We start from the raw sequence: 22,643 nt of genomic DNA, 5'->3' as shown, positions 1-22,643 counted from the left end.
TGTAATACGTCATACAACATAATGAGAGGATCGCAGCATGAGCAGCGTGATCGACCGCGCGATGTTCAGCCGTCGCGCCATGACTTTGGGATTGGGCGCGGCCTTCGCATCGGCGGCATCGCCCGTCCGCGCCACCGGCTCGCTGGGCGGCTTCCACAATGTCCGCGACCATGGCGCGAAGGGTGACGGCATCGCCGTCGATTCCGACGCCATCAACCGCGCGATCGAGACGGCCAGCGCGGCGGGTGGCGGGACGGTGGTGGTGCCACCGGGCCATTATCTCTGCTTTTCGATCCGCCTGAAAAGCTACATCACTTTGCTGCTGATGCCCGGCAGCCTGATCGAGGCCGCCGATCCGCGCCGGCACAAGGGGCGCTACGACCTGCCCGAAGGCATCTATGACGAACAATATGTCGATTATGGCGTTGCCCATTTCCACAACGCCCTCCTTTATGGCGACGGTGTCACCGACGTGGCGATCGTCGGACGCGGGCTGATCCACGGCATCGGCCTGGACCGGGAAGGGCCGGCGCCGCGCTGGCATGGCATAGAGGGCTGGAAGGCACCCAGGGAACAAGGCCTGTCCGCCGACGCGGCGCGCCGGGCGATCCCGCGCGAAATGGCTTATGAGGGGCGTGGCAACAAGGCGGTGGCGCTGCGCCGCTGTCGCAATGTGCTGCTGCGCGACTTCACCATCCTGCAGGGCGGGCATTTCGCCTGCTATGTGCTGGGATCGACCAATGTCACGATCGACAATCTGACGGTCGACACCGACCGCGATGGGATCGATATCGACTGTTGCCGCGACGTGCGGATCAGCAATTGCATCGTCAACGCGCCCAAGGATGACGCAATCGTCCTCAAGAGCAGCTATGCGCTCGATGAACCGGTCTTCTGTGAGGATGTCACCATCATCGGTTGCAAGACCAGCGGCTATGATCTGGGATCGATCGTCGCTGGCAGCTATCGTCCCTCGCCTTATCGCTCGGTCGACGATGTCGGCGTGCTGGGCCGGATCAAGCTCGGCACCGATTCCGCCACGGGCTTCCGCAATATCCTGATATCGGGCTGCATCTGCGACCATACGCGCGGGCTGCAACTAGGCGCGATCGACGGCGGGGTGCTGGAAGACGTGACCTTCAGCGACATCAACCTGCGCAATCCGGTCAACCATCCGATTTTCGTGCGGCTGGCGGCGCGCAACCGTTCTCCGCGTGGCACGGGTCCGTCAAAGGTGCGCCGGGTGCGTTTTTCAGACATCAATGTCTCCGGCGCATCCGGCCCCTATGCCTGTGGTATCGTCGGCAATCCGGGCGAACCGATCGAGGATGTCAGCTTCTCCAACGTCCATGTCCGTTCGGCCGGCGGCGGCAGCGAGGCGGATGCGCGCCGCACTATCCCCGAACGGCCCGCCAGCAGCCTGGAGCCCAGCTTCATGGGCGCTTTCCCGGCGCACGGCCTTTACGTGCGCCACGCCCGCAACATCAGCCTGCGCGACGTCAGTTTCGACGTGGAGGCGGCGGATGCGCGCCCCGCAATCCTGTTCGACGACGTGCAGGGGGCGATGGTAGATGGCCTGCGGTCCCGCCATGCCCGCGACACGGCGATCCGGTCGACCGCGAGCAGCGTCATCCAGATCGGCGATATCCAGACTTTGAGCTAAAGGAATGACGATGCGCCATGGTTTCGCGCTTGCCCTGCTGCTGCCTGGCGTTGCTCAGGCCGCCACCGAAACGCCGCTCGCGACGGGCTGGCGTTTCGTCAAGGCGGATGCGGCCGGAGCGGAAACGCCCGATTTGGATGATCGCGCCTGGACGCCGGTCAACGTGCCACACAGCTATAACGCTGAAGATAGCGGCGTCGGCGGGGCCAAGGCGCGCGGTGAGCCGGAGGGCGTCTATTATCGCGGCCCGGCCTGGTATCGGCTGGAAATCGATCACCAGCCGGAGCCGGGCAAGCGCTATCTGCTGCATTTCGGCGGCGCAACGCTGAAGGCCGACATCTGGCTGAACGGACGGAAGCTGGGCGCGCATCAGGGCGGCTATGCCGCGTTTCGTGTCGATGCGACCGATGCGCTCCAGCCCGGGCGCAACCTGCTGGCGGTGCGGGTCGACAATAGCCGCGATACCCATATCGCGCCGCTGAATGGCGACTTCAACATTTTTGGCGGCCTCTATCGCAGCGTGTCGCTGATCGAGAGCGATGCGCTGGCGATCGACCGGCTCGACCATGCCGGGCCGGGGGTGCAGACGCGCACGGTCGCGCTCCAGCCGCGCCGCGCCATGATCGATGTCGCCGTGGCGGTGCGCAACGACCGCGCCACGCCCGCGCAGTTCACTATCGCCAGCCGGATCGTGGACGCGGCCGGCAAGATCGTGGCCCGGCATGTCGCGCCCGCAACGTTGGCGACTGGCGCGCGGGAGGCGGTGAGGCAGTCTGTGTCCTTGCCCAATCCGCATCTCTGGGAAGGGCGCAAATCGCCCTATCTCTACCATGTCGTCACCGATGTGGTGGAGGGCGGCAAGATCATCGACAGCCAGAGCGTGCCGCTGGGCGTGCGGACCCTCACGGTCAAGCCCGATGGCACGGTGCTGCTCAACGGCGCGCCCTATCCGATGCGCGGCGTCAACCTCCAGCATCCGACCCGCTTCGGGCGCGGGCCGATCGTCACCGATGCGGAGATCGACGAGGATCTGGCGATCTTCGCCGATATGGGCGCAACCGCGTTGCGGCTGGCCCATATGCAGCATCCCCAGCGCGTCTATGAACGGGCCGACGAACTGGGCCTGCTGCTGCTGACCGAAGTGCCGCTGATCGACGATCATGACCCGTCGGATGCCTTTCGCGAGAATCTGGTCGAGCAGATGCGCGAACTGATCGCGCAGACGGGCAATCATCCTTCGGTCGCGCTCTGGGGCATCGGGAATGAAATCCGCAAGTCGGATGCGGCGTCCAACCGCATCCTCGCGGCGTTGCAGGCGACAGCGAAGGCGCTCGATCCGACCCGGCCGACCACCTATGCCCATTGCTGTCTGGAGGATAGCGACCCGATCGCACAGCATAGCGACACCGTGTCCTACAATCGCTATTTCGGCTGGTACTGGACCAAGTCGGAAGACATTGGTCCCTGGGCCGACGAATTGCACGCGAAGCTACCGGGGCGTCCGATCGGCGTCAGCGAATATGGCGCGGGGGCGAGCATATTGCATCAGGAAGACCCGGTGATGAAGCGGCCGGAATCCAATGGCTATTGGCATCCCGAACAATATCAGACCGATTTCCACATCAAACATTGGCGCGAGATGAAGACGCGGCCCTTCCTCTGGTCGACCTTCGTCTGGGTTGGGATCGATTTCCCGTCGTTCAAGCGCAATGAGGGTGATCGTCCCGCGATCAACGACAAGGGGCTGGTGAGCGAGGATCGCAAGGTCCGCAAGGATGCCTATTATTGGTATCAGGCCAATTGGTCGAACGCGCCGATGCTGCACATCGCCAGTCGCCGCGACGTCGCCAAGCGGACGCAGCGGGTGAAGGTGCAGGTCTTTTCCAACCAACCGGCGGTCGAGCTGCGCCTGAATGACGGAGCATGGACCCGCGTGCCGGTGGACGACCATATCGCCAGCTGGGATATCGATCTGGCCAAGGGCGAGAACAGGGTCGATGCGCGGGTGCAGGCGGGCGGCACGGCGCTGACCGATGCGGTGCGCTGGATATGGACGACGCGGCCCTGACGAAAAAATGGCCGCCCGATGCAGTGGGCGGCCAGTGGGGGACAGGGGGGTCAGCGCGCGACGGTGAAGCGATAGTCGCCAGATCCGGCCTCCAGCACGAAGCGGTCGCCCCGCAGGCCGATGGGACGAAGCCCTACTATCGCGCCGATCGGTTGCCCACCTTCGCGGATCGCATCGCTGGAGGCGGTCGGCAGATATATTTCCGCGCGGCTGTTGGCCGGCACGCTGATATCCGCTGCGAAACCGTCCGGCCCGTTGCGCCAGTCGGTGCGGATCGGTCCCAGCACGCTGTCGTAACTGGCCCCGCCGCGTTCCAGCCTTTTGTCCAGAACCGGATTGAAACGCCAGGTCAGGAAACCGGCCGAGATCGGATCGATTCCGGCGACACGGCGGAAGATGAAGCCCGCCACCGCGCCCAGCGCATAATGATTATAGCTGTTCATCGCGGAATCGACCATGTCGGCATTCCACCGCTCCCAGATCGTCGTCGCGCCCTTGGCGATCATATAGCCCCAGGACGGGAAGGCGGTGCGCAGCAACAGGTCGTAGACCAAGCTCTCCTCCCCCTCATCGGCCAGTGCATCGAGGCTGTAGGGCGTACCGAGGAAGCCGGTGGAGATGAGCGTGCCGCGCCGGCGAATATCCGCCGCCAGTTTCGCCGTCGCCGCGGCTCGCAGCGATTCCGGCACCAGCCCGAAGCGCAGCGCGAGGATATAGCCGCAATGCGATCCATTGCCGACGCTGCCGTCGGCACGCACGAAGACCTTGGCGAAGGCGGTGGCGATGTCGCGCGATAATTGGCGGTAGCGTTCGCCTTCCGGCTGGCGTTTCGATCCGAAGGCCATGTCGGCCATGGCGTCGGCCGAATATTTCCACATGGCGGTGGCGATCAGATCCTTGGGGGTCGTCTCGTCGCTCGGCTTCTTGGCGTCGAGCGCGACCCAGTCGCCATAGTCGTACCCACGCAGATTCCGCCAGATATGGTCGGGATTATGCTCTGCCAGGAAGCGCATATAGCGCGTCATCGACGCCCAGTTGCGATCGACGATCGCGGTGTCGCCATAGCGCTGCCACGCCGTCCAGGGCAGGATGATGCCCGCATCCGCCCAGCCCGGCGAGGCGCCCAGCGACAGGTCGCGCCAGCCGGTCGGCGCATAGTCGGGAAACTCGCCGCGCGGCCCCTGCGCATCGCGCAGGTCGCCCATGAAGCGATGGGTGAAGGGGCCGACGTCCATGGTGAAGGCGGCCGCGTCCCAGAAGACATTGGCGTCGCCGGCCCAGCCCAGCCGCTCGTCCCGCTGCGGACAGTCGGTCGGCACGCCGAAGAAATTGGACCGCTGGCTCCAGCGGCTATTCTGCCACAGGCCCTGAATGATGCGGCTTTCCACCAGCGGCTTGCCGGTTTCGGGGAGCGCGCTCGACAGGACGATGCCGGTGACTTCATCCGGGGTCGGCGCGCGGCCAAGGCCGCTCACCTCGACATAGCGGAAGCCGAAATAGGTGAAATGCGGCTGGTAGCTTTCGCCCGCAGGGTCGCCCCGGAAGGTGTAGAGGCAGGACGCGCGGGCGGCACGCAGGTTGGCGACATCGACCGTGCCGTCGGAGTGCAATATTTCGGCGAAGCGCAACGATACGGTCTGCCCGGCCGCGCCCTTCGCCTTCAGTTCCGCCCAGCCAGCGAAATTCTGGCCGAAGTCGATGACATGCCGGTCGCCGTCGAAGCTGCGGATGGTGACGGGTTGCCGCCGTTCGATCGCCCGGATCGGCGGGGCGACATGGGCGCGAAGGCGGCACGGTGGCGTCTTGGCCACACGGGCGGGCGTCCAGCCCTTCGCCCGATAGCCGGGGCTGGACCAGCCGGGCTGTTCGCGCCGGGCGTCATAATCCTCGCCATAATAGATTTCCGCCTGGGTAATCGGCGTGTCGACCTGAAGCTGCCATTTGTCGTCCGTGGCGACGATCGACAGGCTGCCATCATCATGCTCGATTTCCAGTTGCGCGAACAGGCGCAGCGGCGGGTCACCAAAGGCGTAGCGGCCGGCCGGGGCATGATAGCTGCCATACCAGCCCTCGCCCAGCAGCGCGCCGATCGCGTTCGCGCCTGGGTGGAGCAGGGCGGTCACATCATAGGTGCGCACCAGCGCGGTTTCGCGAAAGTCGCTGCTTTCCGGTGCGAGCTGGGCATCGCCGACGCGTTGGCCGTTGATCTGCGCGATATAGGAACCCAGCGCCGTAACGCGCAGCCGTGCCTGCCGGATGGCGCGTTTCAGCTCGAAATCGCGCCGCAGCATATAGGCGCCGGCACGCGGCCAGGCCTGTGGCTGGCTAGCGGAGCGCTGCGCCTTGTCCCAGCCCGCGTCGTTGAAAGCGACCGCCTGCCACCCGACGGGCGCGTGGGTCGCGGTGCGCATCGCCTCGCCGGTGATGCGCCGCTCGCCCGCGCGGATCATCAGCGCGGCGGCGATCTCATGCATCCGCGGCTCGTCGAACCCCTCAGGATCGGTCACCTCCATCGCCACGACATGAGCGCCGGAAGCCAGCTTATGCTGAGTTTCTGCAATCGGCTCCGCACCGAAGCGATGGGGGCCGCGCGGGGGCAGGGCGACCGGCTCGCCATCCAGCCACACTAGCGGCGCCCGGAAATTTCCGATCGAGAAGAGGGTGATATCCCCGGCCTGCTTCAGGTCGAACGCGAGGCGGAATTGACGCGGCGACTTGTCCTTGGGCCGGTCGCCGCGCATCCAGTGTAGCCCGGCGGCGCGATCGGCACGCTCCAGCGGTGTCTGCGCCTCGATCCATTGCGCTTTCCAATCGGCGTCATCGAGCAATCCCATCTCGAAGCTGGCGACCGGACTGGTCGCCTTTGCGCCGCGCTCGTCGCGCACCAGTACGCGCCACCAGACGCACTGGCGCGATAAGAGCGGCGCACCGAGCCAGCCCATGTCCATGCTCTTGTCGGTCAGCACCTCACCTGCATGCCACAGATCGGGCGTGCCCGCCTCCAGCAGCGCGCGACTGCTCGCCGCCTGTATCTCGCAACGGGTCTGGCGCACGGCGCGGTCGCGGCTCTCCAGCCGCCAGGACAGGCGCACATCCTGCTGATCCAGACCGATCGGATCGACCAGCCCTTCGGCGCGCAGATCGGTGATGCGCAGGTCGCCCTCCTCCTGCGCCTTTGCGGCAAAGGCGGGCAGGCCAGCGAGCGCACCTGCGCTTTTCAAAAGCGTCCGGCGTTCAATCAGACTCATGGCCGTACCCCCGCTTCATCGATCACCTTTTGCGCATCGGCCGGCCAGTCGCGATTGGGCAGCAATATGTTGTCGCGCGCGACATTGCCGATCTCCTCCAGCCAGCGGCCGCCCATAGTGTTGGAGTTATGCCAGTTGCCGGTCGCGACATTGTCGGTCGAGATGCGGCGCTTGTACATTTTGCCCGCGGTATTGATGTTCAGCCATTTGCCGCGCGTCTCGATCACATTGCCGGTGACGCGAAAATGCTTCGATCCTTCGTCCAGATAGAGGCCGATCTTGTCGCCTATGTCGAAAATATGGTTGCCGCGCACGATCGCGTTGGGATTGGCCGACAGATTGTAGATCGCCCCGCCATCCATGAACCAGCCTTTCACGCCATGGATGCGATTGCCCTCGACCAGCGTGTCGCGCAGCGTGGTGGGCGTCGTATATTTGATATTATGGACGTAGCCTTTGGCGTTCTCGTCATAATTGGGATTGCCGCCGGCGTCATTATAGCCCCAGCCCCATCCGACCGCGATGCCGTCATAGGGCGCGTCGCTGATGTCGTTATGGACGATGCGCGCACCGCTGACATAGGTGGTCAGGATCGCGGCATTATCCTTGTAATCCTGTGACACGGTGGCGACGACATTGTCCTCGATCACGATGTCGCGGTTGACGAGCGCCGCATTGTCGGGATGATGCGCCTCCACCCGGATACCGCCCGCCATGATCGCGCTGCCCGACAGGATCGCGAAACGGTTGCGCGCCACGCGGATATTGCTGGCGGCCAGGCCCACGCCCGACAGGTTGGCGTTGGCGTCATTGCCGATGCCAAGCCCGATCTGGCCCAGTTGTGAAAACTGGTTGCGTTCGAACACGATGTCGCGCGCCGCCGACACCTGCACTGCGGCGGGCATCTGGTTCCATTTCTGGCGCATGGATTCGAATGCGACGCAACCCCAGCCGCATGTCTTCCACGCATCCGCCGGGCGGATCGGCGAGGTTTCGGCCAGAAACGACCCGCTCTGCTGATTGGCGTAGCCGGTGGCGCGCGACGCGCCGAGCCAGCTGCTATGAGAAAAACGCAACCCTTCGAACCGCAGCCGTTCGACCGGCGCGTCGGGCGTGCCGCTGATCGACACCAATGTCTCCAGCCGGGGCAGGACAACGCGGCGCTTGGCGATATCCTCGTCCAGCCCCATGCGCAGGTAAAGCTTGCCCGCCTGCGGATCGATCACCCATTGATAGGGCTTGCTGTGCCATTCGTTGGTCTTGTCCACGAATTCCAGCGCATTGACGAGGAAGAGCCGGCTGTCCTGCGGGAAGATCGGCTTGGTGATCGTGTCATAGCCCCAGCTATTATTGTCCCAGGCGGGCTGCGCCATGGTAACCTTTCCGCCCGCGATCGCCTGCACCGGCGACACGCGATCGGTGAAGAAACCGGTCGCCTCCAACTCCATCCGGTCGGCGCGCTTCACGCCCGCAATCCATGTGAGGTCGGGATTGGTAATCTCGAAACCCGTGGCGTTGAACGTCAGGTCGGACGGCCGGATTTCGATCCACGGCCGTTCGGCGAGCGTGTCGTCCACCCAGAGCTGCCGCGCATCGATGCCCTTGGGTACGTCAGCGACATAGAGGCGACGTTCGGGATCGAACGGCTTGAAGCCGCTCACCACCTGCCCGCCCGACAGCATCGGATGGGCGCCATCGGCCGCGCGCCAGATCACGCTATGGCCGTTCTGCCCCCCGTCGGCGCGGCGGAAGAGCAAGGGCGCTTCGAGTGTGTAAGTGCCGTCGGCCAGGATGACGGCGACGTCGCGCTGGGCATTGCTCTGCCGCACCAGCGCCTGCGCGCGGGTCAGCGACCGCACCGGGCGCGCCTGCGTGCCGGGCGCGCGATCGTCGCCGGCGGGGGAGACATGGACCAGCAGCGGTCCCTCCTGCGCGGCGGCGGCCAGCGGCATTGTCGCCGTCAAAGCCACGCCGATTATCAGGCTGCGCTTCATCATCGTCTCTCCATGGTTCGCGCTCTTGTGCCGGCGCTTATGCGTGTCAGTTGACCCAGCCGCCGTCGATCACATTGACCGTGCCGGTGGTGAAGGCGGACTCGTCCGAGGCGAGATAGACGGCCAGTGCCGCCAGTTCCTCGACCCGGCCGAAGCGGCCCATCGCCTGGCGCGCGGTGAACTCGGCATAGGCTTTTTCGAAATCGCCGGTGTCGTGCAACCGCTGGATCAGCGAGGGGGTCTCCACCGTGCCGGGGCAGATGGCGTTGCAACGTATCCCCTTGGTCACGAAATCGATGGCGACGGACTTGGTCAGGCCGATCACCGCCGCCTTGGTCGCGCCATAGGCGAAGCGGTTGGGCACGGCCTTGATGCTGGAGCAGATGGACGACATGTTGATGATCGATCCGCCGCCGCGCGCGATCATGCCCGGCAGCATGGCGCGGATCATGCGATATTGGGCGGTGACGTTCAGGCTGTTGGAAAAGTGCCATTCCGCCTCGTCGCAGTCCAATATCGTCCCGGCATGGACCCGGCCCGCACAATTATAGAGGATATCGATATCCGGATGCGCCGCCGCGATCGCCTGCACCGCTGCCGGATCGGTGACGTCCAGCGCCTGCGCCTCCACCCCGTCGATATCGGCCAGCGCCTCGGCGCGCACGTCGGTTGCAATGACGCGCGCGCCTTCCCGGACGAAAGCCTCTACCGTGGCGCGGCCGATCCCCTGACCCGCCGCCGTCACCAGCGCAGTCTTGCCTGCCAGACGTCCCATCTTCCTGCTCCATATTTAGATAATATGTATGATGTCTAAGCAGGATGATGGAGGGCTGTCAATTGGCGGCGACGAAGGACTGTCGCTGCTCACCCAGCTTGTCGATGCCCAGCGCGACCACATCGCCGGGCTTGAGATACCAAGGCTCCGGCTTCTGCCCCAGGCCGACGCCGGGCGGGGTGCCGGTGGTGATGATGTCGCCGGGCAGCAGCGTCATGAACTGGCTGAGATAGGCGACGATCTGCGCGACGGTGAAGATCATCGTCTGCGTGCTGCCGTCCCGCTTGCGCACGCCATTGACGTCCAGCCACATGGACAGCGCCTGCGGATCGCCCACTTCATCGGCCGTCACCAGCCACGGGCCGACAGGGCCGAAGGTCGGAAAGCCCTTGCCCTTGTCCCAGGTCGCGCCGCGTTCGGTCTGCCATTCGCGTTCGGACACGTCGTTGATGACGCAATAGCCCGCGACATGGGCCAGCGCGTCGGCTTCGCTGACACGATGCGCGGTGGTGCCGATGACGACGCCCAGTTCGACTTCCCAATCGGTCTTGCGCGAGTCGAAGGGAATGATGACGGGATCATTCGGCCCCTGGATGCAACTGACCCATTTGTTGAAAACGACCGGTTCCTCCGGGATCGGCAGGTTGGATTCGGCGGCATGATCGGCATAGTTGAGGCCAATCGCGACGAACTGGCGCGTGCCGGCGACGGGCGGGCCATAACGAACCGGCCCTTCGACCAGCGGCAGCGTGGCCGTGTCGATCGCCGCCAGGCGCGCCAGATCGTCGGGTCCGATCGCCGTGCCGTCCAGATCGGCGACATGGGCCGACAGATCGCGCAGTCGGCCGTCGGCATCGACCAGCGCTGGGCTCTCCTGGCCCACTTCCCCGATGCGGCATAATTTCATGATGAACGTCCTTTCTTATGGCATGGCATGAAGCGGCATGGACAGCCGCGCATCATGTTGTATGATGTCTTATGTTTTTGGGAAAACAAGGTGCGAGGATATGGGAGAGGCGGGAACCGACATGCACGAGGTAAAGGCGTGACGCGACCCCGCATCCTGGATTCGCACCAGCATTTCTGGCGGATCGGCGGGCCGGGTCAGGCGTGGCCGGACGCCGGCTGGCCGCTGATCCATCGCGATTTCCTGGCCGACGATCTGCGTGCGGCGACCGCGGGGCTTGATCTGGCGGGCACCATATTGGTCCAGTCGCAACCGGACGATCGCGATACCGACTGGATGCTCGATCTGGTGGCGGATGATCCGCTTGTGTTGGGCGTGGTCGGCTGGGTCGCGCTGGAGGCGGACGACGCGCCCGCGCGGATCGCCCAATTGGCCGCCCGGCCCAAAAGCGTCGGGCTGCGCCCCATGCTCCAGAGCATCGAGGCGAGCGACTGGATATTGCGGGCCGATCTTGCACCGGCGATCCAGGCGATGCTGGCGCATGGCCTGCGCTTCGACGCGCTGGTCCAGCCGCGCCACCTGCCCGTTCTCGCCCGTTTCGCCGAACGCTGGCCCGACCTGCCGATCGTGATCGACCATGGCGCAAAGCCGCCTGTGGCGGACCATATTATCGATCCCTGGCGGGACGATCTGGCCGCGCTCGCGCGCTATCCCAATATCTGGTGCAAGCTGTCGGGGCTTCGTACCGAACAGGCGTCGGGGCAATCGGCCGACGTGCTGGCGCCCTATGCCGCGCATATACTCGCCTGCTTCGGCGACCGGACGATGTGGGGCAGCGACTGGCCGGTGCTGCTGCACATGGGGGACGCCTATCACGACTGGGTCGACGATGCGGTCCGGTTGGCGGGCGATCTGGACGCGAAGCGAAGCGCCCGCCTGTTCGAGGGCGCCGCGCGCGCCTTCTACGGCCTTGCATAACAGGAGAAGAATGTGGCGCTGGATTTCGGCAGACTGGGTTTCGGGGCCGCTGCGATCGGCAACCTCTATCGCGCGATCCCTGACGCCGATGCGCGGGCGGTAATCGATCAGGCCTGGGCAGCCGGGCTACGCTATTTCGACACCGCCCCCCATTATGGCTTCGGGCTGAGCGAAAAGCGTCTGGGTGCGGCGCTGGCGGAGATTGATCCGCACCGGCGCGCGATCATCTCGACCAAGGTCGGGCGGCGGCTCGATCCGACGCTCGACGCGGATCTGTCGCAGGTGCGGCAGGGTTTCGTGTCCCCCGAACCCTATGAAAGCCGTTTCGACTATAGTTATGACGCCGTCATGCGCTCTTATGAGGCGAGCCGGGGCAGGCTTAGACGGGATTGCATCGACATCCTCTATGTCCATGATATCGGTCGGTTTGCGCATGGCGACGCGCATGAAGCGCGGATGCGCGAATTCCTGGATGGCGGATTTCGCGCGATGGAGGAATTGCGCCGCACCGGCGCGGTTCGGGCGATCGGCCTGGGCGTCAACGAAACGGCGGTCTGCGAAGAGATATTGGCCCATGCCGATATCGACCTGATCCTTCTGGCCGGGCGCTATACGCTGCTGGAGCAGGCGCCGCTCGACAGCCTCCTGCCGCTCTGCGCAGCACGGGGGGTACGCATAATCTTGGGCGGTCCCTTCAATTCGGGCATCCTGGCGCAAGGCGTGCGGCATGGCGGGCCGGTCCATTATGATTATGGCGATCCCCCCGCGTCGATCGTGGACCGGGTCCGCCGGATCGAGGAACAATGCGACAGATTCGGCGTGACGCTGGGCGCGGCGGCGCTGCAATTTCCGCTGGCGCATCCTGTCGTCGCGAGCGTCATCCCCGGCATCGGAACGACCGCCCATCTGCGCAGCGCCATCGCGCAAATGGCGCAGCCTGTTCCTGCGGGCTTCTGGCTGGCGTTGCGGGACGAAGGGCTCATCGACGCCCGCGCGCCGGTCCCTGCGGGAATGGCGGCTTAGACCCTGTCCTACAGCCGCCGGAGCGGGCTATAGTCCGATCTGTCGGACAGGGCGGGCCGGGTCGGTGCTCGCAATATACTATCCTATCGCGGCACCAAAATTGCGGGACGTGCTGGAAATATGCGAAGTTAGGACGGCCATTTCCTATTTTGCGGACCGCCGGGGGAGCCTGCCGGACGACATGGCGGGCTTCCTCTTCTCCTCAGTCGGCGATCGGCACATTGACCCTCTCCAGCCGCGGCGAGAGGATGTGGACCGCCGCCAGCGCCACGAAATAGGCGCTCCCCGCCACGGCGAACAGCGGCGTGTAGCTGCCGATGCCGTCGAGGATATAACCGGCATATTTGGCCATCGCCATGCCGCCCACCGCGCCCAATGTTCCGCCGATGCCGACGACCGATCCTACCGCCCCGCGCGGGAACAGGTCCGATGGCAAGGTGTAGAGATTCGCTGAAAACGCCTGATGTGCCGCCGTCGCCACGCCGATGACGAGCACCGCAACCCACAGATTGTCAATCGACTGGGCGAAGAAGACCGGCAGCACCGCGCAGGCGCACAACAACATGGTGAGTTTGCGCGCGGCGTTGACGCTCCTGCCCGCCTTCATCAGCCGGCCCGACATCCAGCCGCCCGCGACGCTGCCCAAGTCCGACAGTAGATAGATGGCGACCAGCGGCGGCCCGAAGCTGAGCAGGTCTAGGCCGTAGCGGGTGCCCAGATAGCCGGGCAGCCAGAAGAGGAAGAACCACCAGATCGGGTCGATGCAGAATTTGCCGATCGCATAGGCCCAGGTTTCGCGGACGGTGATCAGTCGACCCCAGCCGATCGACTGAACCGGATCGGCCGGGTCTTGGCGGATATAGGCCAGCTCCTCCGGCGAAATCTTGGCATGATCCTCCGGCTTGCGGTAGAAGACCAGCCAGGCGATCAGCCAGATTATGCCGAAAAGTCCGGTGGCGTAGAAGGCGACGCGCCAGCCGTAAGCGACGGTCAGCCATGGGACCAGCAGCGGCGTCACGATCGCGCCGATATTGGCGCCCGCGTTGAACAGGCCGATGGCGAAGGCGCGCTCCTTCTGCGGGAACCATTCGGTGACGGCCTTGATACCTGCCGGGAAATTGCCCGACTCGCCGACGCCCAGGCCGAACCGCGCCATGGCGAACTGGGTGACGCTATGGACGCCGCCATGCGCCATATGGGCGATGGTCCAGATGACGACCGCTATGGCGTAGCCGAAGCGCGCGCCCACCAGGTCGACGATCCGGCCAAAGCCCAGATAGCCCACGGCATAGGCCGCCTGGAACCAGAAGACGACATTGGCATAATCGGTTTCCGACCAGGCCATTTCCGCCGACAGCGTGGGTTTGAGCACGCCGATCATCTGGCGATCGACATAGTTGATCGCGGTCGCCGCGAACAACAGCCCGACCACGACCCAGCGATAGCGGGTCGGCGGGCGATCCCCGATGGCCATGTCCTTCATCTTCCTGCTCCTGTTGCGGCCCGTGCGTCCGCTGTTCATCGCGGCTTTTGGGCTTCGATCCTGCATCTTAGAGTGCCGAACGGTCCGAAATCGGCTTCCACATCCTGTCCCGGCCTGACGGGATGGACGCCGGTGATGGCCCCGGTCGATATCCACCAGCCCGGTTCGAGCGCCATCCCGCGCGCTGCGAGATGTTCCAGCAGGAAGCGCACCGATCCGATCGCGCCATCGGTAAAGGCCGCCGCCGTGCCCGTGCCGACCGCGACCCCGTCGATCCGGGTGACAACGGCCTGCTCGATATAGGCGCCGCTGCGCCAGTCCGGCACGGCTGGCCCGACCAGCAAGCCATTATTGTTGCCGAAGTCGGAAATCGTCACGGCCGGGCCATGGTCGTTGATGCCCTCGAACGGCGAACTGGCGATCTCGATGCCGATATGCACGGCGTCGATATGCGCCGCGGCCTCCTCCAGCGTGAAATGCCGTTGGCCGGCTACTGGCGCATGGCCGATGCGCAACAGAAACTCAGCCTCCGCCGCGCCGAAGCCGTGGTCGAAGACGAAGCCGGTCGCATCCCCGTCCGCCGCGCCCGGTGAGGCCGCGAAAATCGGTCCTGCCAGACGGTCGCAGCCATAGCGTTTGGCCAGCGGCGGCAAGATGCGTCCGACCTTCCATCCCGCCACCGGATCGGTACTCCGCGCCATCGCGGCGGCCTGAATGGCATAGCCGTCCTCCAGCGTCGCGGGTGGGGGGGCGGGATAATCGGCCAGGCCGGTCGCGCCGCGTCGCGCCGCGAGAAAGCGATCCGCTATCAGCCCTGCCTGGTCATTTCCTCTCATCGAACATCCTTTTCCGGGATCGGTTTCCGCATTATTGGAAACCGGTGTCATTTACAAGCCGATGCGTCTGGCGCGGCCTCGCTTGTGCGCTATAAGGCGGCAATGGCGAAGCAGCAGCAGGAAGAGGGACCGGCGCCCAAACTGACCATTAACGACATTGCCCGCATGGCTGGCGTGTCGAAGAAAACGGTCAGTCGCGTCATCAACCGGTCGCCCTTGCTCAACCGCCAGACGCGCGCCAAGGTGGAGGCGATCATCCGGGAGACCGGCTATGTTCCCAACCCGCAGGCGCGGGCGCTCGCGCTGGGGCGCAATTTCCTGATCGGCCTTGTCTACGACAATCCCAATCTCCAGACGATCCTGAGTATGCAGCGCGGTGTGCTGGAGGCGCTGCACGGCACCGAATTCGAACTGGTGATCCGGCCGGTCGACCGCGGTTCGCCTATGGTGATGGACGATATCCGCCGCTTCGTTACGCGCCAGCGCCTGTTCGGCGTCGTCATCGTGCCGCCTTTGTCTGAAAATGATGCCCTGGCCCGGATGCTGGATGAAGAAGGCTGTCGCTATGTCCGCATAGGATCGGCGACCTGGGACGATGCCGACCATATGGTGGCGTCAAACGATCGCGACGCGGTGGCCGATGCGACGCGTTATCTGATTGCACAAGGGCATCGACGGATCGGCCTGATCGCCGGGCCGCATGGCTTCCGGTCGGCGCAGGAACGGCGCGACGGTTTCGAACTGGCGCTGGCCGAAGCCGGCATCGCCCTGCCGCGCAGTCTGGTAGCGGATGGCCATTATACGTTCGAATCGGGTCTGGCGGCGTGTGAAAGCCTGCTCGACCTGTCGCCGCGACCGACCGCGATTTTCGCCGCCAATGACGAGATGGCGGCGGGCGTGCTCTATGCCGCGCGCCTGCGGGGCATCGCCGTGCCGGAACAATTGTCGATCATCGGCTTCGACGACACGCCGATCACGACGCGGGTCTGGCCGCCACTGACTACCGTGCGCTGGCCGACCGTGGCCATGGGCCGCGCCGCCGGACTGAAGCTGATCGGTGCCGCGACCGGCGAGGACGCGGAGGTCAGTGCGCCTTCGATGTTCAGTTCGATGCTGATCCGTCGGGGGTCGGTGGCACCGCCTGCGGCCGGTTGATGGGTGACCGCTATGATACCGGTGTCTTATCGGCGCAAGCTGAACAGTACTTGTTCATAGGCATCCATAAGTCTTTGAAAATGAATGTCTTCGTTGAAGCGCGTGCGGACATCGGCATGGGCTGTCGCGCCGAGGCTACGGCATAGCGCCGGATCGTCCCACAGACGCCGCATCTGCCGGGCCAGATCGACAGCATCGCCGGGCCCGAAATGGAGCCCGGTACGGTCCTCGCGCACTGTATCCTTCAGCGCGCCGATATGGGATGCGATGACCGGGACGCCGTGGGCCATCGCTTCGGCCGCGACGATGGCGAAGGTTTCGAACCAGAGGCTGGGCACCACCAGCGCCCGCGCGCCGCGATAGATGGCCGCCAGAGATTGCGGACCATCGGTGATCGTCACCGGCACGCCCTGCGCCAGGAGCGGCGCGGGGTCGCTGCCGTGCTGGCCGGCGACATGGATCGGCAGGCCCGTGATGCGGCTTGCCTCGATCAACACGTCCAGGCCCTTTTCCGGCACGAAGCGGCCGGCGAAGGCGAAATAGGCGCCCTGTGCCGGATCGACCGGATCGGCCGCGGCGGGGATCGCGCATTCATTGACGCTGATGCGCTCGAGCGGGATGCCGGCTTTGGTATGGAGCCAGTCGCGGCTGAAGTCGGTCAGGACGATGAAGCGGCTGACATGGCGGCGGTAGAAGTCGCGCCAGCCCGCCACCGCATGGCGCAACGCGAAGGCGGCGCTTTCGGGCAAGTTCTCGCGGCAGTTGCGCAAAAGGGCGTGATGCGCGCCGTGATCGGCGCAACGGGTGCAGACCCCGGCCCCGTCATGATGGGTGGCGATCGGGCAGGTGATGCGAAAATCATAGCAGCTATGGACGATCGGGATGCCGGCGCGGGTGCACTGTTCGAACAGCCATGGGGTCAGAAGTGGATAAAGTTCATGCGTGTGAACGATATCGGGTCGGTCCCGTTCCAGCCGGGCGGCGAAGGCGCGCAGCGTATCGGGCGCGTAGAGGCCGTTGGCGAAGGCGCTGAGCTTGCCTGCCATGCCTGTTGAAAGATCGCGGCTATCCCTTTCGAATATATCGATATCCAGGCCCCGTCGCCGCGACAGGGCGATGGTCGCGTCCCAGGCGTTGTCGGCCCCGCCGCCGCCCCGATGGCGGTTGAAGACATGCAGGATCTTCATGCGACCTGCGCAGGCGTGAGAAGTTCCGGGCGGTAAGTTTCGCCGATCAGCGCCCCGGTCGGTCGCCGCCCGGATGCCTTCAGCGCCACCAGTTGACGGAACAGGCCGGCATAGCCGTCGATCACCGCGTCCCAGCGGAAATGGGCGGCGGCGTGAGCCTGCGCCGCCCGGCCCAGCGCGGCGCGGCGGGGGGGATCGGGATCGAGATCGCGCAGGATGGTCGCCAGCGCGCCGTCATCCTTGCTGAAATAGACATTGTCGGGGCCGACATTTTCCCGGTGGAAGATCACGTCGATCGGCACGCAGGGCGCGCCCCAATGCATCGCGCGCAACAGGCTCGGGTTGGTGCCGCCGACCTCATGCCCATGCAGATAGGCGGCGCAATGGCGATAGAGCGCGTTGAGCGCGGCAGAGTCGAACACGCCCCCGACGCAGCGCACCTGCCCGTCATGCTCGGCCGCGACGGCGCGGGCATAGGCGCTATCATAGGGGACCGATCCGACGACGATCAGCGGCTTCGTGACGCCGGATGCGCGATATTCGCGGATGATATGGTCGACATTATTTTCCGGCTCCATCCGCGCGACGACCAGATAATAGGCGCCGGGCGTGACGCCATAATGGGCCAGGGCGTCGATGTCGGGCGCCTCCCCGACCGCACCGCCATAGGGGATGTAGGTAGAGTCCGCGCCATATTCGCGGTCATAATAGGCCTGCATCGCACGCGAATCCGTGACCAGCCAGGTGGCAAGCCGCGCGCTGACCCATTCGGACCATTTATAATAAGTTCGCTGCAAGTCATTCCATTTGCGGCGTTGCCAGCCCAGGCCATCGGTATGGATCACCACCGGCACGCCCAGCGCGCGGAGCGGCAGGATGAAGGGGCCATTGCCCGGATCGACGACGAAGACCAAATCGAAGCGGCGGAAGGCGGCGTCCCATAGGGCCAGGTTGCTATGGATGATGCTCTCGAAACTCTTGCCGCCCGGCGCGGGGAGGTAACGACACCGCACCCCCTGCCAGGCCGGCTGGCGCGCCTCATAATATTGGTTCCGGCAATAGACGGTGACGTCCATGCCATGGCCGCGCACCAGCCCGACCGCCAGTTCCTCCACCAGCGTCGAAAAGCCGCTATAGCGCGCGGGGATGCCGCGATCGCCGATAATGGCGATGCGCAAGGGACGCAAAGGGCTGGCCGCGTCAGCCATGGGGTTTGAACCCGGTCCACACATCCTGCGTCATGCCCGCGTCGGGGCCGGGCGCGACCTGCCTGACCCGTTCGAAGGCGGCGAGCAGATGGTTGCGCACCCAGACCGGGGGATGGACGGCGAAATACCATTTCTTCCCCTCCTCGAACCGTTTCTGCGTCACCAGCTCGCCGCGATCATAGGCGTCGATTTCGCGCTTCTGGGTCAGCAGATAGCGGTAATGGTCGCCATGGGTGGTTGCGATCATCAGTCCGCCGGGTCGCAAAATCCGGTGCAGTTCGGCGGTCCAGTCGCGATGCATGGCTGCCGACAAATGGGTGAAGACCGAGAAATTATAGACCGCGTCGAAACTATTGTCGGGAAAGGGCAAGGGCGGCGCGAGGCCATTCAACGCAAAATCGATGCCCGGCAGATGCGCGCGGCACCAGTCGATCGTCGCCGGATTATAATCGGTGCCGCTGATCTGCGGCGATCGACCGGCCAGCAGTGCCGGCATATGGCGGATCAGCCGGCCCGGCCCACAGCCCCATTCCAGCACGCGCAAGGGCTGCGCATCGGGCAGGTGGGTGCGGATCAGCCGCGCGAACAGCGCCGCATGGGCCAGCCCGACGTCATGATAGTCGGCCCAGTCGACCTTGTTATAGGCGTCGAAGGCCAGGTCCTCCGGCGGCACCGCAAATCCGGGATGGCGGGCGAGGAAGGCGCGGTTGCTGCGCGCCGCCCGCGCCCGTTTCCGCAGAAAGGCCATGCGATCGAACATGGGCAGCAGGCCGAGCGATCGGGTGGCGCTGAGGATGTGATATTTCATGGCCGGTGCCTTTCTTCAGGTGCATTGGGCGGGGCGCGGTCGAACAGGCGCAGGGCATAGGCCCGGTCCTGTCCGACGATGGCGATCAAAGGAAAGGGCGCGTCCGGCTGGGTCAGGCGGAAGCGGTTGGCGCGGTTCTGGAGGATGTCGAGCAGTAGCGCGGCGGCCACCCCGGCGCACAGGCCGCCGATCAGCGCGGCCATCAGCAGTAATTTGGTCTGCGGCGCATCGGGCTTGTCGGGCAGCGCCGCGCTTTCGACCAGTTGGATCGCCGACGGCGCGGACTGGGCGGTGGCGGCGGTGACCGCGGCCGTCATCAGCTTGTCCTGCAACGCCAGATAGGTTTTTTCCAGCATGTCGTGGCTGCGGCCCAGATCATGGCTGTCCTTCATCTTCTGCGGAATGCGGTCGATCGTCGCGCGCCGCGCCCCGACTTCGGCCGACAGCGTGGCCAGCCCCGCGCGATCGCCCGCCAGTTGCGCCTCCAGCGAAGCCCGGCGCGCGCGCAGCGCGTCATAGCCGCCATTGCGCGCGATGCTGCTCTGCTGCACCCCGCGCTGCGGCTGCGCGGCCAGTTGCCGGCCGATCGCCGCGATCTGATCGTCCATGTCGCGCACGTCAGGCGAATCCGGGCGATAGCGGACGAGCAGGGCGTCGCGCGCGGCGACCAGCTTCGCCTGTTCCTGCTTCAGTTGCGCCGCGACCGGATTATCCTGCACCAGACGGCTCGCGAGGATGTCGCGCGGCTCGCGCGCCAGTTGGGCGGTGACGGCGGCCAGTTCGCTCTGCGCGGCGGCGATGGCGGTGCGCTTGGCGTCCAGTTCGCCCTGCTGCCCCAGAAATTGGCCGATCTCGACCTTGTCCTTCTCGAACATCAGCAGCATGTCGTTCTGGGTATAATAGCGTTCCATCCGGGCTTCGAGCGCGCGCAAGTCGGTGCGGGCGCGATCCGCCTCGATCTGGAGCGAAGCATAGGCCTGCCGCGCTTCGGTAGCGAAGCGGGCGCGGCGCTGGGCGATATAGGTGGCGGCGACCGCATCGGCGATCTCCGCGACGCGGGGGGTGGGGCCGCGCACGCTCAGCAGGGCGATGTGGCTGTCGGGCAACTGGGTCATGGCGACCCCGGTGCGGAAATCGTCCAGCGTGCGGGCGCGCTCGATCTGGCCGACCGTCGCCACATAGGGGGAAGGTGCGCGCGGAAACAGCGCATCCTTCGTCCCCCGCCAAGCGCGGCCGGGCCAGCTTTGCGTCCAGAGCCAGGTCAGGTAGCGCAGCGGCGGATGATAGACATCGCGATAGCCAAGGTTCAGGTCGGCGATCACCTGTTTCAGCACCGGGCCGGACGTGGCGAGGATCATCTCGTCCTTCAGCGCCGATCGGCGGAACACCGCCCAGTCGTCGTAGAAATTCTCCCGCTGCCGATCATCGTCCGCCACGGCGGACAGGGTGACGCTGGCCGAATAGACCGGCGGCCAGACGAGGATGTAGAGGCCCACCAGCGCCAGCGTCAGCGCCGTCACCGTCAGGATCAGGCGGCGATGGCCGGCGATGGCGAAGCCGACGATCCTGCCCGCGCGGCGGAAATCGAAACTGTCCGCCTCCGGGCGATAGGGCACCGCCTCGCTCATCGGTCGATCTCCTGCAACAGGCGGAGCTGAACGTAGGGGGCCATCAGCGCGCTGAGGCCGCCCAGCGGCGCATTGACGTAATTTTGCAGGAAGCGGGCGAAGCGCGCGCCGCCGCTTTCCTGCACAACGATGATGTCGCCGGGACGCAGCGGCACATTCTGGAGCGCCAGCAGCATCCCCGCATGGCCGCGCGCACCGCTGCGCAGGATATGCGCATTGAGGTGGCCGTCATCGTCCAGCCGGATCAGCGCGACATTGGATAGCGCGGCGGCCTTGCCCACATCGCCCGCCAGGATGAGCGCCTGCGCGGCGGTGGGCGCATCGCGCAGCGGCATCGCGCCGGGTCGGTTCACCTCGCCTGCGACGAAGACCTTGTTCTCGCGTGGGTTGGCGACGGCCACGCTGACCTGCGGATCGCGCACCCGCGCCAGCAGCCTTTGCCGCACCGCCGCCGCCGCCGCCATCGGGGTGAGGCCCGCGACGGCGATGTCGCCCGATCGGGGCAGGGTCACCATGCCGTCGGGGCGGACAGTCGCGCTGCGCGACAGTTCGGGCATCCGGTCGACCGCTATCTCCAACTGGTCGCCGGGACCGAGCAGATAGGCGCTTTCATAGCGGGCGGCCGATCGGATGACGTCCGGCGCGGCGTCGATGCTGAGGGGCGCGGTCAGGCTGGCCGAGCAGGCGCCGAGCAGGATGGGGATGAGCAGCAGCAGCGCGGTGAGCAGGCTGGTGCGGGGCGGGACGATCATGTCATTGCTCCTGCCAGGCGGAGGTGCGCGCGCATCGCCCAGACGCTGGGGGAGAGCGGGTTGGCGGCGCAGGCCTGCGCCAGCGCCGCGCGGGCGGCGACGGGATCGCCCTGCGCCAGCGCCATCTGCGCCTGCGCGCGGTGCAGCCGGGCGACGATGGCGCGGCGGCGGCGTTCGGGCGCGCCGCCGTAGCGACGGCGCTCCAATATCCGCAGCATGGTGGCGACCACCTGCGGGTTGGCCATCAGGCCGAGCGTGTTGCGCAACTGGCCGGGATGATAGCGAAAGCCCAGCAATATGTCGGGATCGAACCAGCCGACCGCGCCGATATCGCCCAGCCGGGTGAAGATGTTCAGCTCGAACGGGAAATTTCCGTGGCAATCGGCATCGACGAAGCCCGACCGGCGCAGCGCGTCGGTGCGGAACAGCGTGCCGGAAATGGGAGTAAAGCCGCTGCCCATATGGGTGTCGAGGATCGGGAAGCGGCCGCGCCGCCGGGCCCGCCGATGCGTGCGACGATAGGCGCGGCTTTGCGCGTCGGAGGGCCGGCCCTCCGCGTCGAACAGCCACGGATTGGCGACGAACACAGCGGCGTCCGGCGCGGCGTCGAGCGCAGCGACCGCGCGCTTGAAATAGGCGGGCGACAACAGGTCGTCGTCATGCAGGATGCAGAAATATTCGGCATCGCCCGCCTGTTCGAAGAAATAGCGGCCCTGCCCATATTCGCCGCCATTTTCCGCCTGTTGCACGAAGGTGATGCGGGAGTCGCCCAGGCTTTCGACAAAGGTGCGCACCATATCGCCGCCACCGCCGGGCGAGGCGTTGTCGCTCACCACGGCGCGGAAATCGCGCCAGCTCTGGGCGCGCAGGCTCGCCACCGCCTCCCGCACATAATCGGGGCGGTCATAGGTGGGCAGCCCCACGAAGATG

At 65.7% G+C, this 22,643-nt stretch carries 17 protein-coding genes; 5 read left to right on the top strand and 12 right to left on the bottom strand.

All coding sequences use genetic code 11. The annotated features are described in order from the left end of the window. The first annotated feature begins 37 nt into the window (after positions 1-37). Positions 38-1,663, top strand: a complete 1,626-nt coding sequence (locus tag K9B33_RS04485; RefSeq protein ID WP_224546993.1) for a glycoside hydrolase family 28 protein — start codon at positions 38-40, stop codon at positions 1,661-1,663. A 10-nt stretch (positions 1,664-1,673) separates the two neighbouring features. Then, entirely contained in the window at positions 1,674-3,731 is a 2,058-nt protein-coding gene (locus K9B33_RS04480) for a glycoside hydrolase family 2 protein (protein WP_224546992.1), read from the top strand. A 50-nt stretch (positions 3,732-3,781) separates the two neighbouring features. Here the strand turns inward: K9B33_RS04480 and K9B33_RS04475 are convergent, their stop codons facing one another. From K9B33_RS04475 to K9B33_RS04460, 4 genes are read right to left on the bottom strand one after another with little or no spacing between them, the layout of a single operon-like run. Continuing rightward, entirely contained in the window at positions 3,782-6,979 is a 3,198-nt protein-coding gene (locus K9B33_RS04475) for an alpha-L-rhamnosidase (RefSeq protein WP_224546991.1), read from the bottom strand. Continuing rightward, positions 6,976-8,976: a right-handed parallel beta-helix repeat-containing protein gene (locus K9B33_RS04470; protein ID WP_224546990.1), complete on the bottom strand. Its 2,001-nt coding sequence runs from the start codon at positions 8,974-8,976 to the stop codon at positions 6,976-6,978. The genes K9B33_RS04475 and K9B33_RS04470 overlap by 4 nt, the downstream gene beginning before the upstream one ends. Before the next feature lie 43 nt (positions 8,977-9,019). Beyond that, positions 9,020-9,748 carry an SDR family oxidoreductase gene (locus K9B33_RS04465; protein WP_224546989.1) on the bottom strand — a complete coding sequence of 243 codons (729 nt, stop codon included), beginning with the start codon at positions 9,746-9,748 and terminating at the stop codon, positions 9,020-9,022. A gap of 58 nt (positions 9,749-9,806) precedes the next feature. Continuing rightward, on the bottom strand, positions 9,807-10,655 hold the full coding sequence (locus tag K9B33_RS04460) for a fumarylacetoacetate hydrolase family protein (protein ID WP_224546988.1): 849 nt from the start codon (positions 10,653-10,655) through the stop codon (positions 9,807-9,809). Between the two features lie 138 nt (positions 10,656-10,793). Here K9B33_RS04460 and K9B33_RS04455 point away from each other — a divergent pair, with 138 nt between their 5' ends. Then, the gene (locus K9B33_RS04455; RefSeq protein WP_224546986.1) at positions 10,794-11,633 is read left to right on the top strand and encodes an amidohydrolase family protein; all 840 of its coding nucleotides are present in this window, start codon (positions 10,794-10,796) and stop codon (positions 11,631-11,633) included. 12 nt (positions 11,634-11,645) lie between these two features. After that, positions 11,646-12,656, top strand: coding sequence for an aldo/keto reductase (locus tag K9B33_RS04450; protein WP_224546984.1), 1,011 nt, complete (start codon positions 11,646-11,648; stop codon positions 12,654-12,656). 202 nt (positions 12,657-12,858) lie between these two features. Here the strand turns inward: K9B33_RS04450 and K9B33_RS04445 are convergent, their stop codons facing one another. Both K9B33_RS04445 and K9B33_RS04440 read right to left on the bottom strand, forming a co-directional pair. After that, positions 12,859-14,139 carry an MFS transporter gene (locus K9B33_RS04445; RefSeq protein WP_224546982.1) on the bottom strand — a complete coding sequence of 427 codons (1,281 nt, stop codon included), beginning with the start codon at positions 14,137-14,139 and terminating at the stop codon, positions 12,859-12,861. A gap of 35 nt (positions 14,140-14,174) precedes the next feature. Beyond that, positions 14,175-14,975: a 2-keto-4-pentenoate hydratase gene (locus K9B33_RS04440; RefSeq protein WP_224546981.1), complete on the bottom strand. Its 801-nt coding sequence runs from the start codon at positions 14,973-14,975 to the stop codon at positions 14,175-14,177. Positions 14,976-15,077: 102 nt separating this feature from the next. Between K9B33_RS04440 and K9B33_RS04435 the strand changes: the two genes are divergently transcribed. Beyond that, on the top strand, positions 15,078-16,130 hold the full coding sequence (locus K9B33_RS04435) for a LacI family DNA-binding transcriptional regulator (protein ID WP_224546980.1): 1,053 nt from the start codon (positions 15,078-15,080) through the stop codon (positions 16,128-16,130). Between the two features lie 26 nt (positions 16,131-16,156). Here the strand turns inward: K9B33_RS04435 and K9B33_RS04430 are convergent, their stop codons facing one another. The 6 genes from K9B33_RS04430 to K9B33_RS04405 are packed head-to-tail and all read right to left on the bottom strand — an operon-like array spanning position 16,157 to position 22,636. Beyond that, positions 16,157-17,317, bottom strand: a complete 1,161-nt coding sequence (locus K9B33_RS04430; protein ID WP_224546979.1) for a glycosyltransferase family 4 protein — start codon at positions 17,315-17,317, stop codon at positions 16,157-16,159. Next, positions 17,314-18,525, bottom strand: a complete 1,212-nt coding sequence (locus K9B33_RS04425) for a DUF1972 domain-containing protein (RefSeq protein WP_224546978.1) — start codon at positions 18,523-18,525, stop codon at positions 17,314-17,316. Before K9B33_RS04425 ends, K9B33_RS04430 begins: the two co-directional genes overlap by 4 nt. Further along, complete coding sequence (locus K9B33_RS04420; protein WP_224546977.1) at positions 18,518-19,333, bottom strand: class I SAM-dependent methyltransferase; 816 nt, start codon at positions 19,331-19,333, stop codon at positions 18,518-18,520. Before K9B33_RS04420 ends, K9B33_RS04425 begins: the two co-directional genes overlap by 8 nt. Beyond that, the gene (locus K9B33_RS04415; protein ID WP_224546976.1) at positions 19,330-20,961 is read right to left on the bottom strand and encodes a GumC family protein; all 1,632 of its coding nucleotides are present in this window, start codon (positions 20,959-20,961) and stop codon (positions 19,330-19,332) included. Before K9B33_RS04415 ends, K9B33_RS04420 begins: the two co-directional genes overlap by 4 nt. Beyond that, positions 20,958-21,713 carry a polysaccharide biosynthesis/export family protein gene (locus tag K9B33_RS04410; protein ID WP_224546975.1) on the bottom strand — a complete coding sequence of 252 codons (756 nt, stop codon included), beginning with the start codon at positions 21,711-21,713 and terminating at the stop codon, positions 20,958-20,960. Before K9B33_RS04410 ends, K9B33_RS04415 begins: the two co-directional genes overlap by 4 nt. Then, positions 21,710-22,636, bottom strand: a complete 927-nt coding sequence (locus K9B33_RS04405) for a glycosyltransferase family 2 protein (RefSeq protein ID WP_224546974.1) — start codon at positions 22,634-22,636, stop codon at positions 21,710-21,712. The genes K9B33_RS04410 and K9B33_RS04405 overlap by 4 nt, the downstream gene beginning before the upstream one ends. Between the last annotated feature and the right edge of the window lie 7 nt (positions 22,637-22,643).

The sequence above is a fragment of the Sphingobium sp. 3R8 genome, assembly GCF_020166615.1.
Taxonomy (GTDB): Bacteria; Pseudomonadota; Alphaproteobacteria; order Sphingomonadales; family Sphingomonadaceae; genus Sphingobium; species Sphingobium bisphenolicum.
Note: the sequence above shows the minus strand (reverse complement) of the source record. Positions and strands in the feature narration are given on the sequence as shown.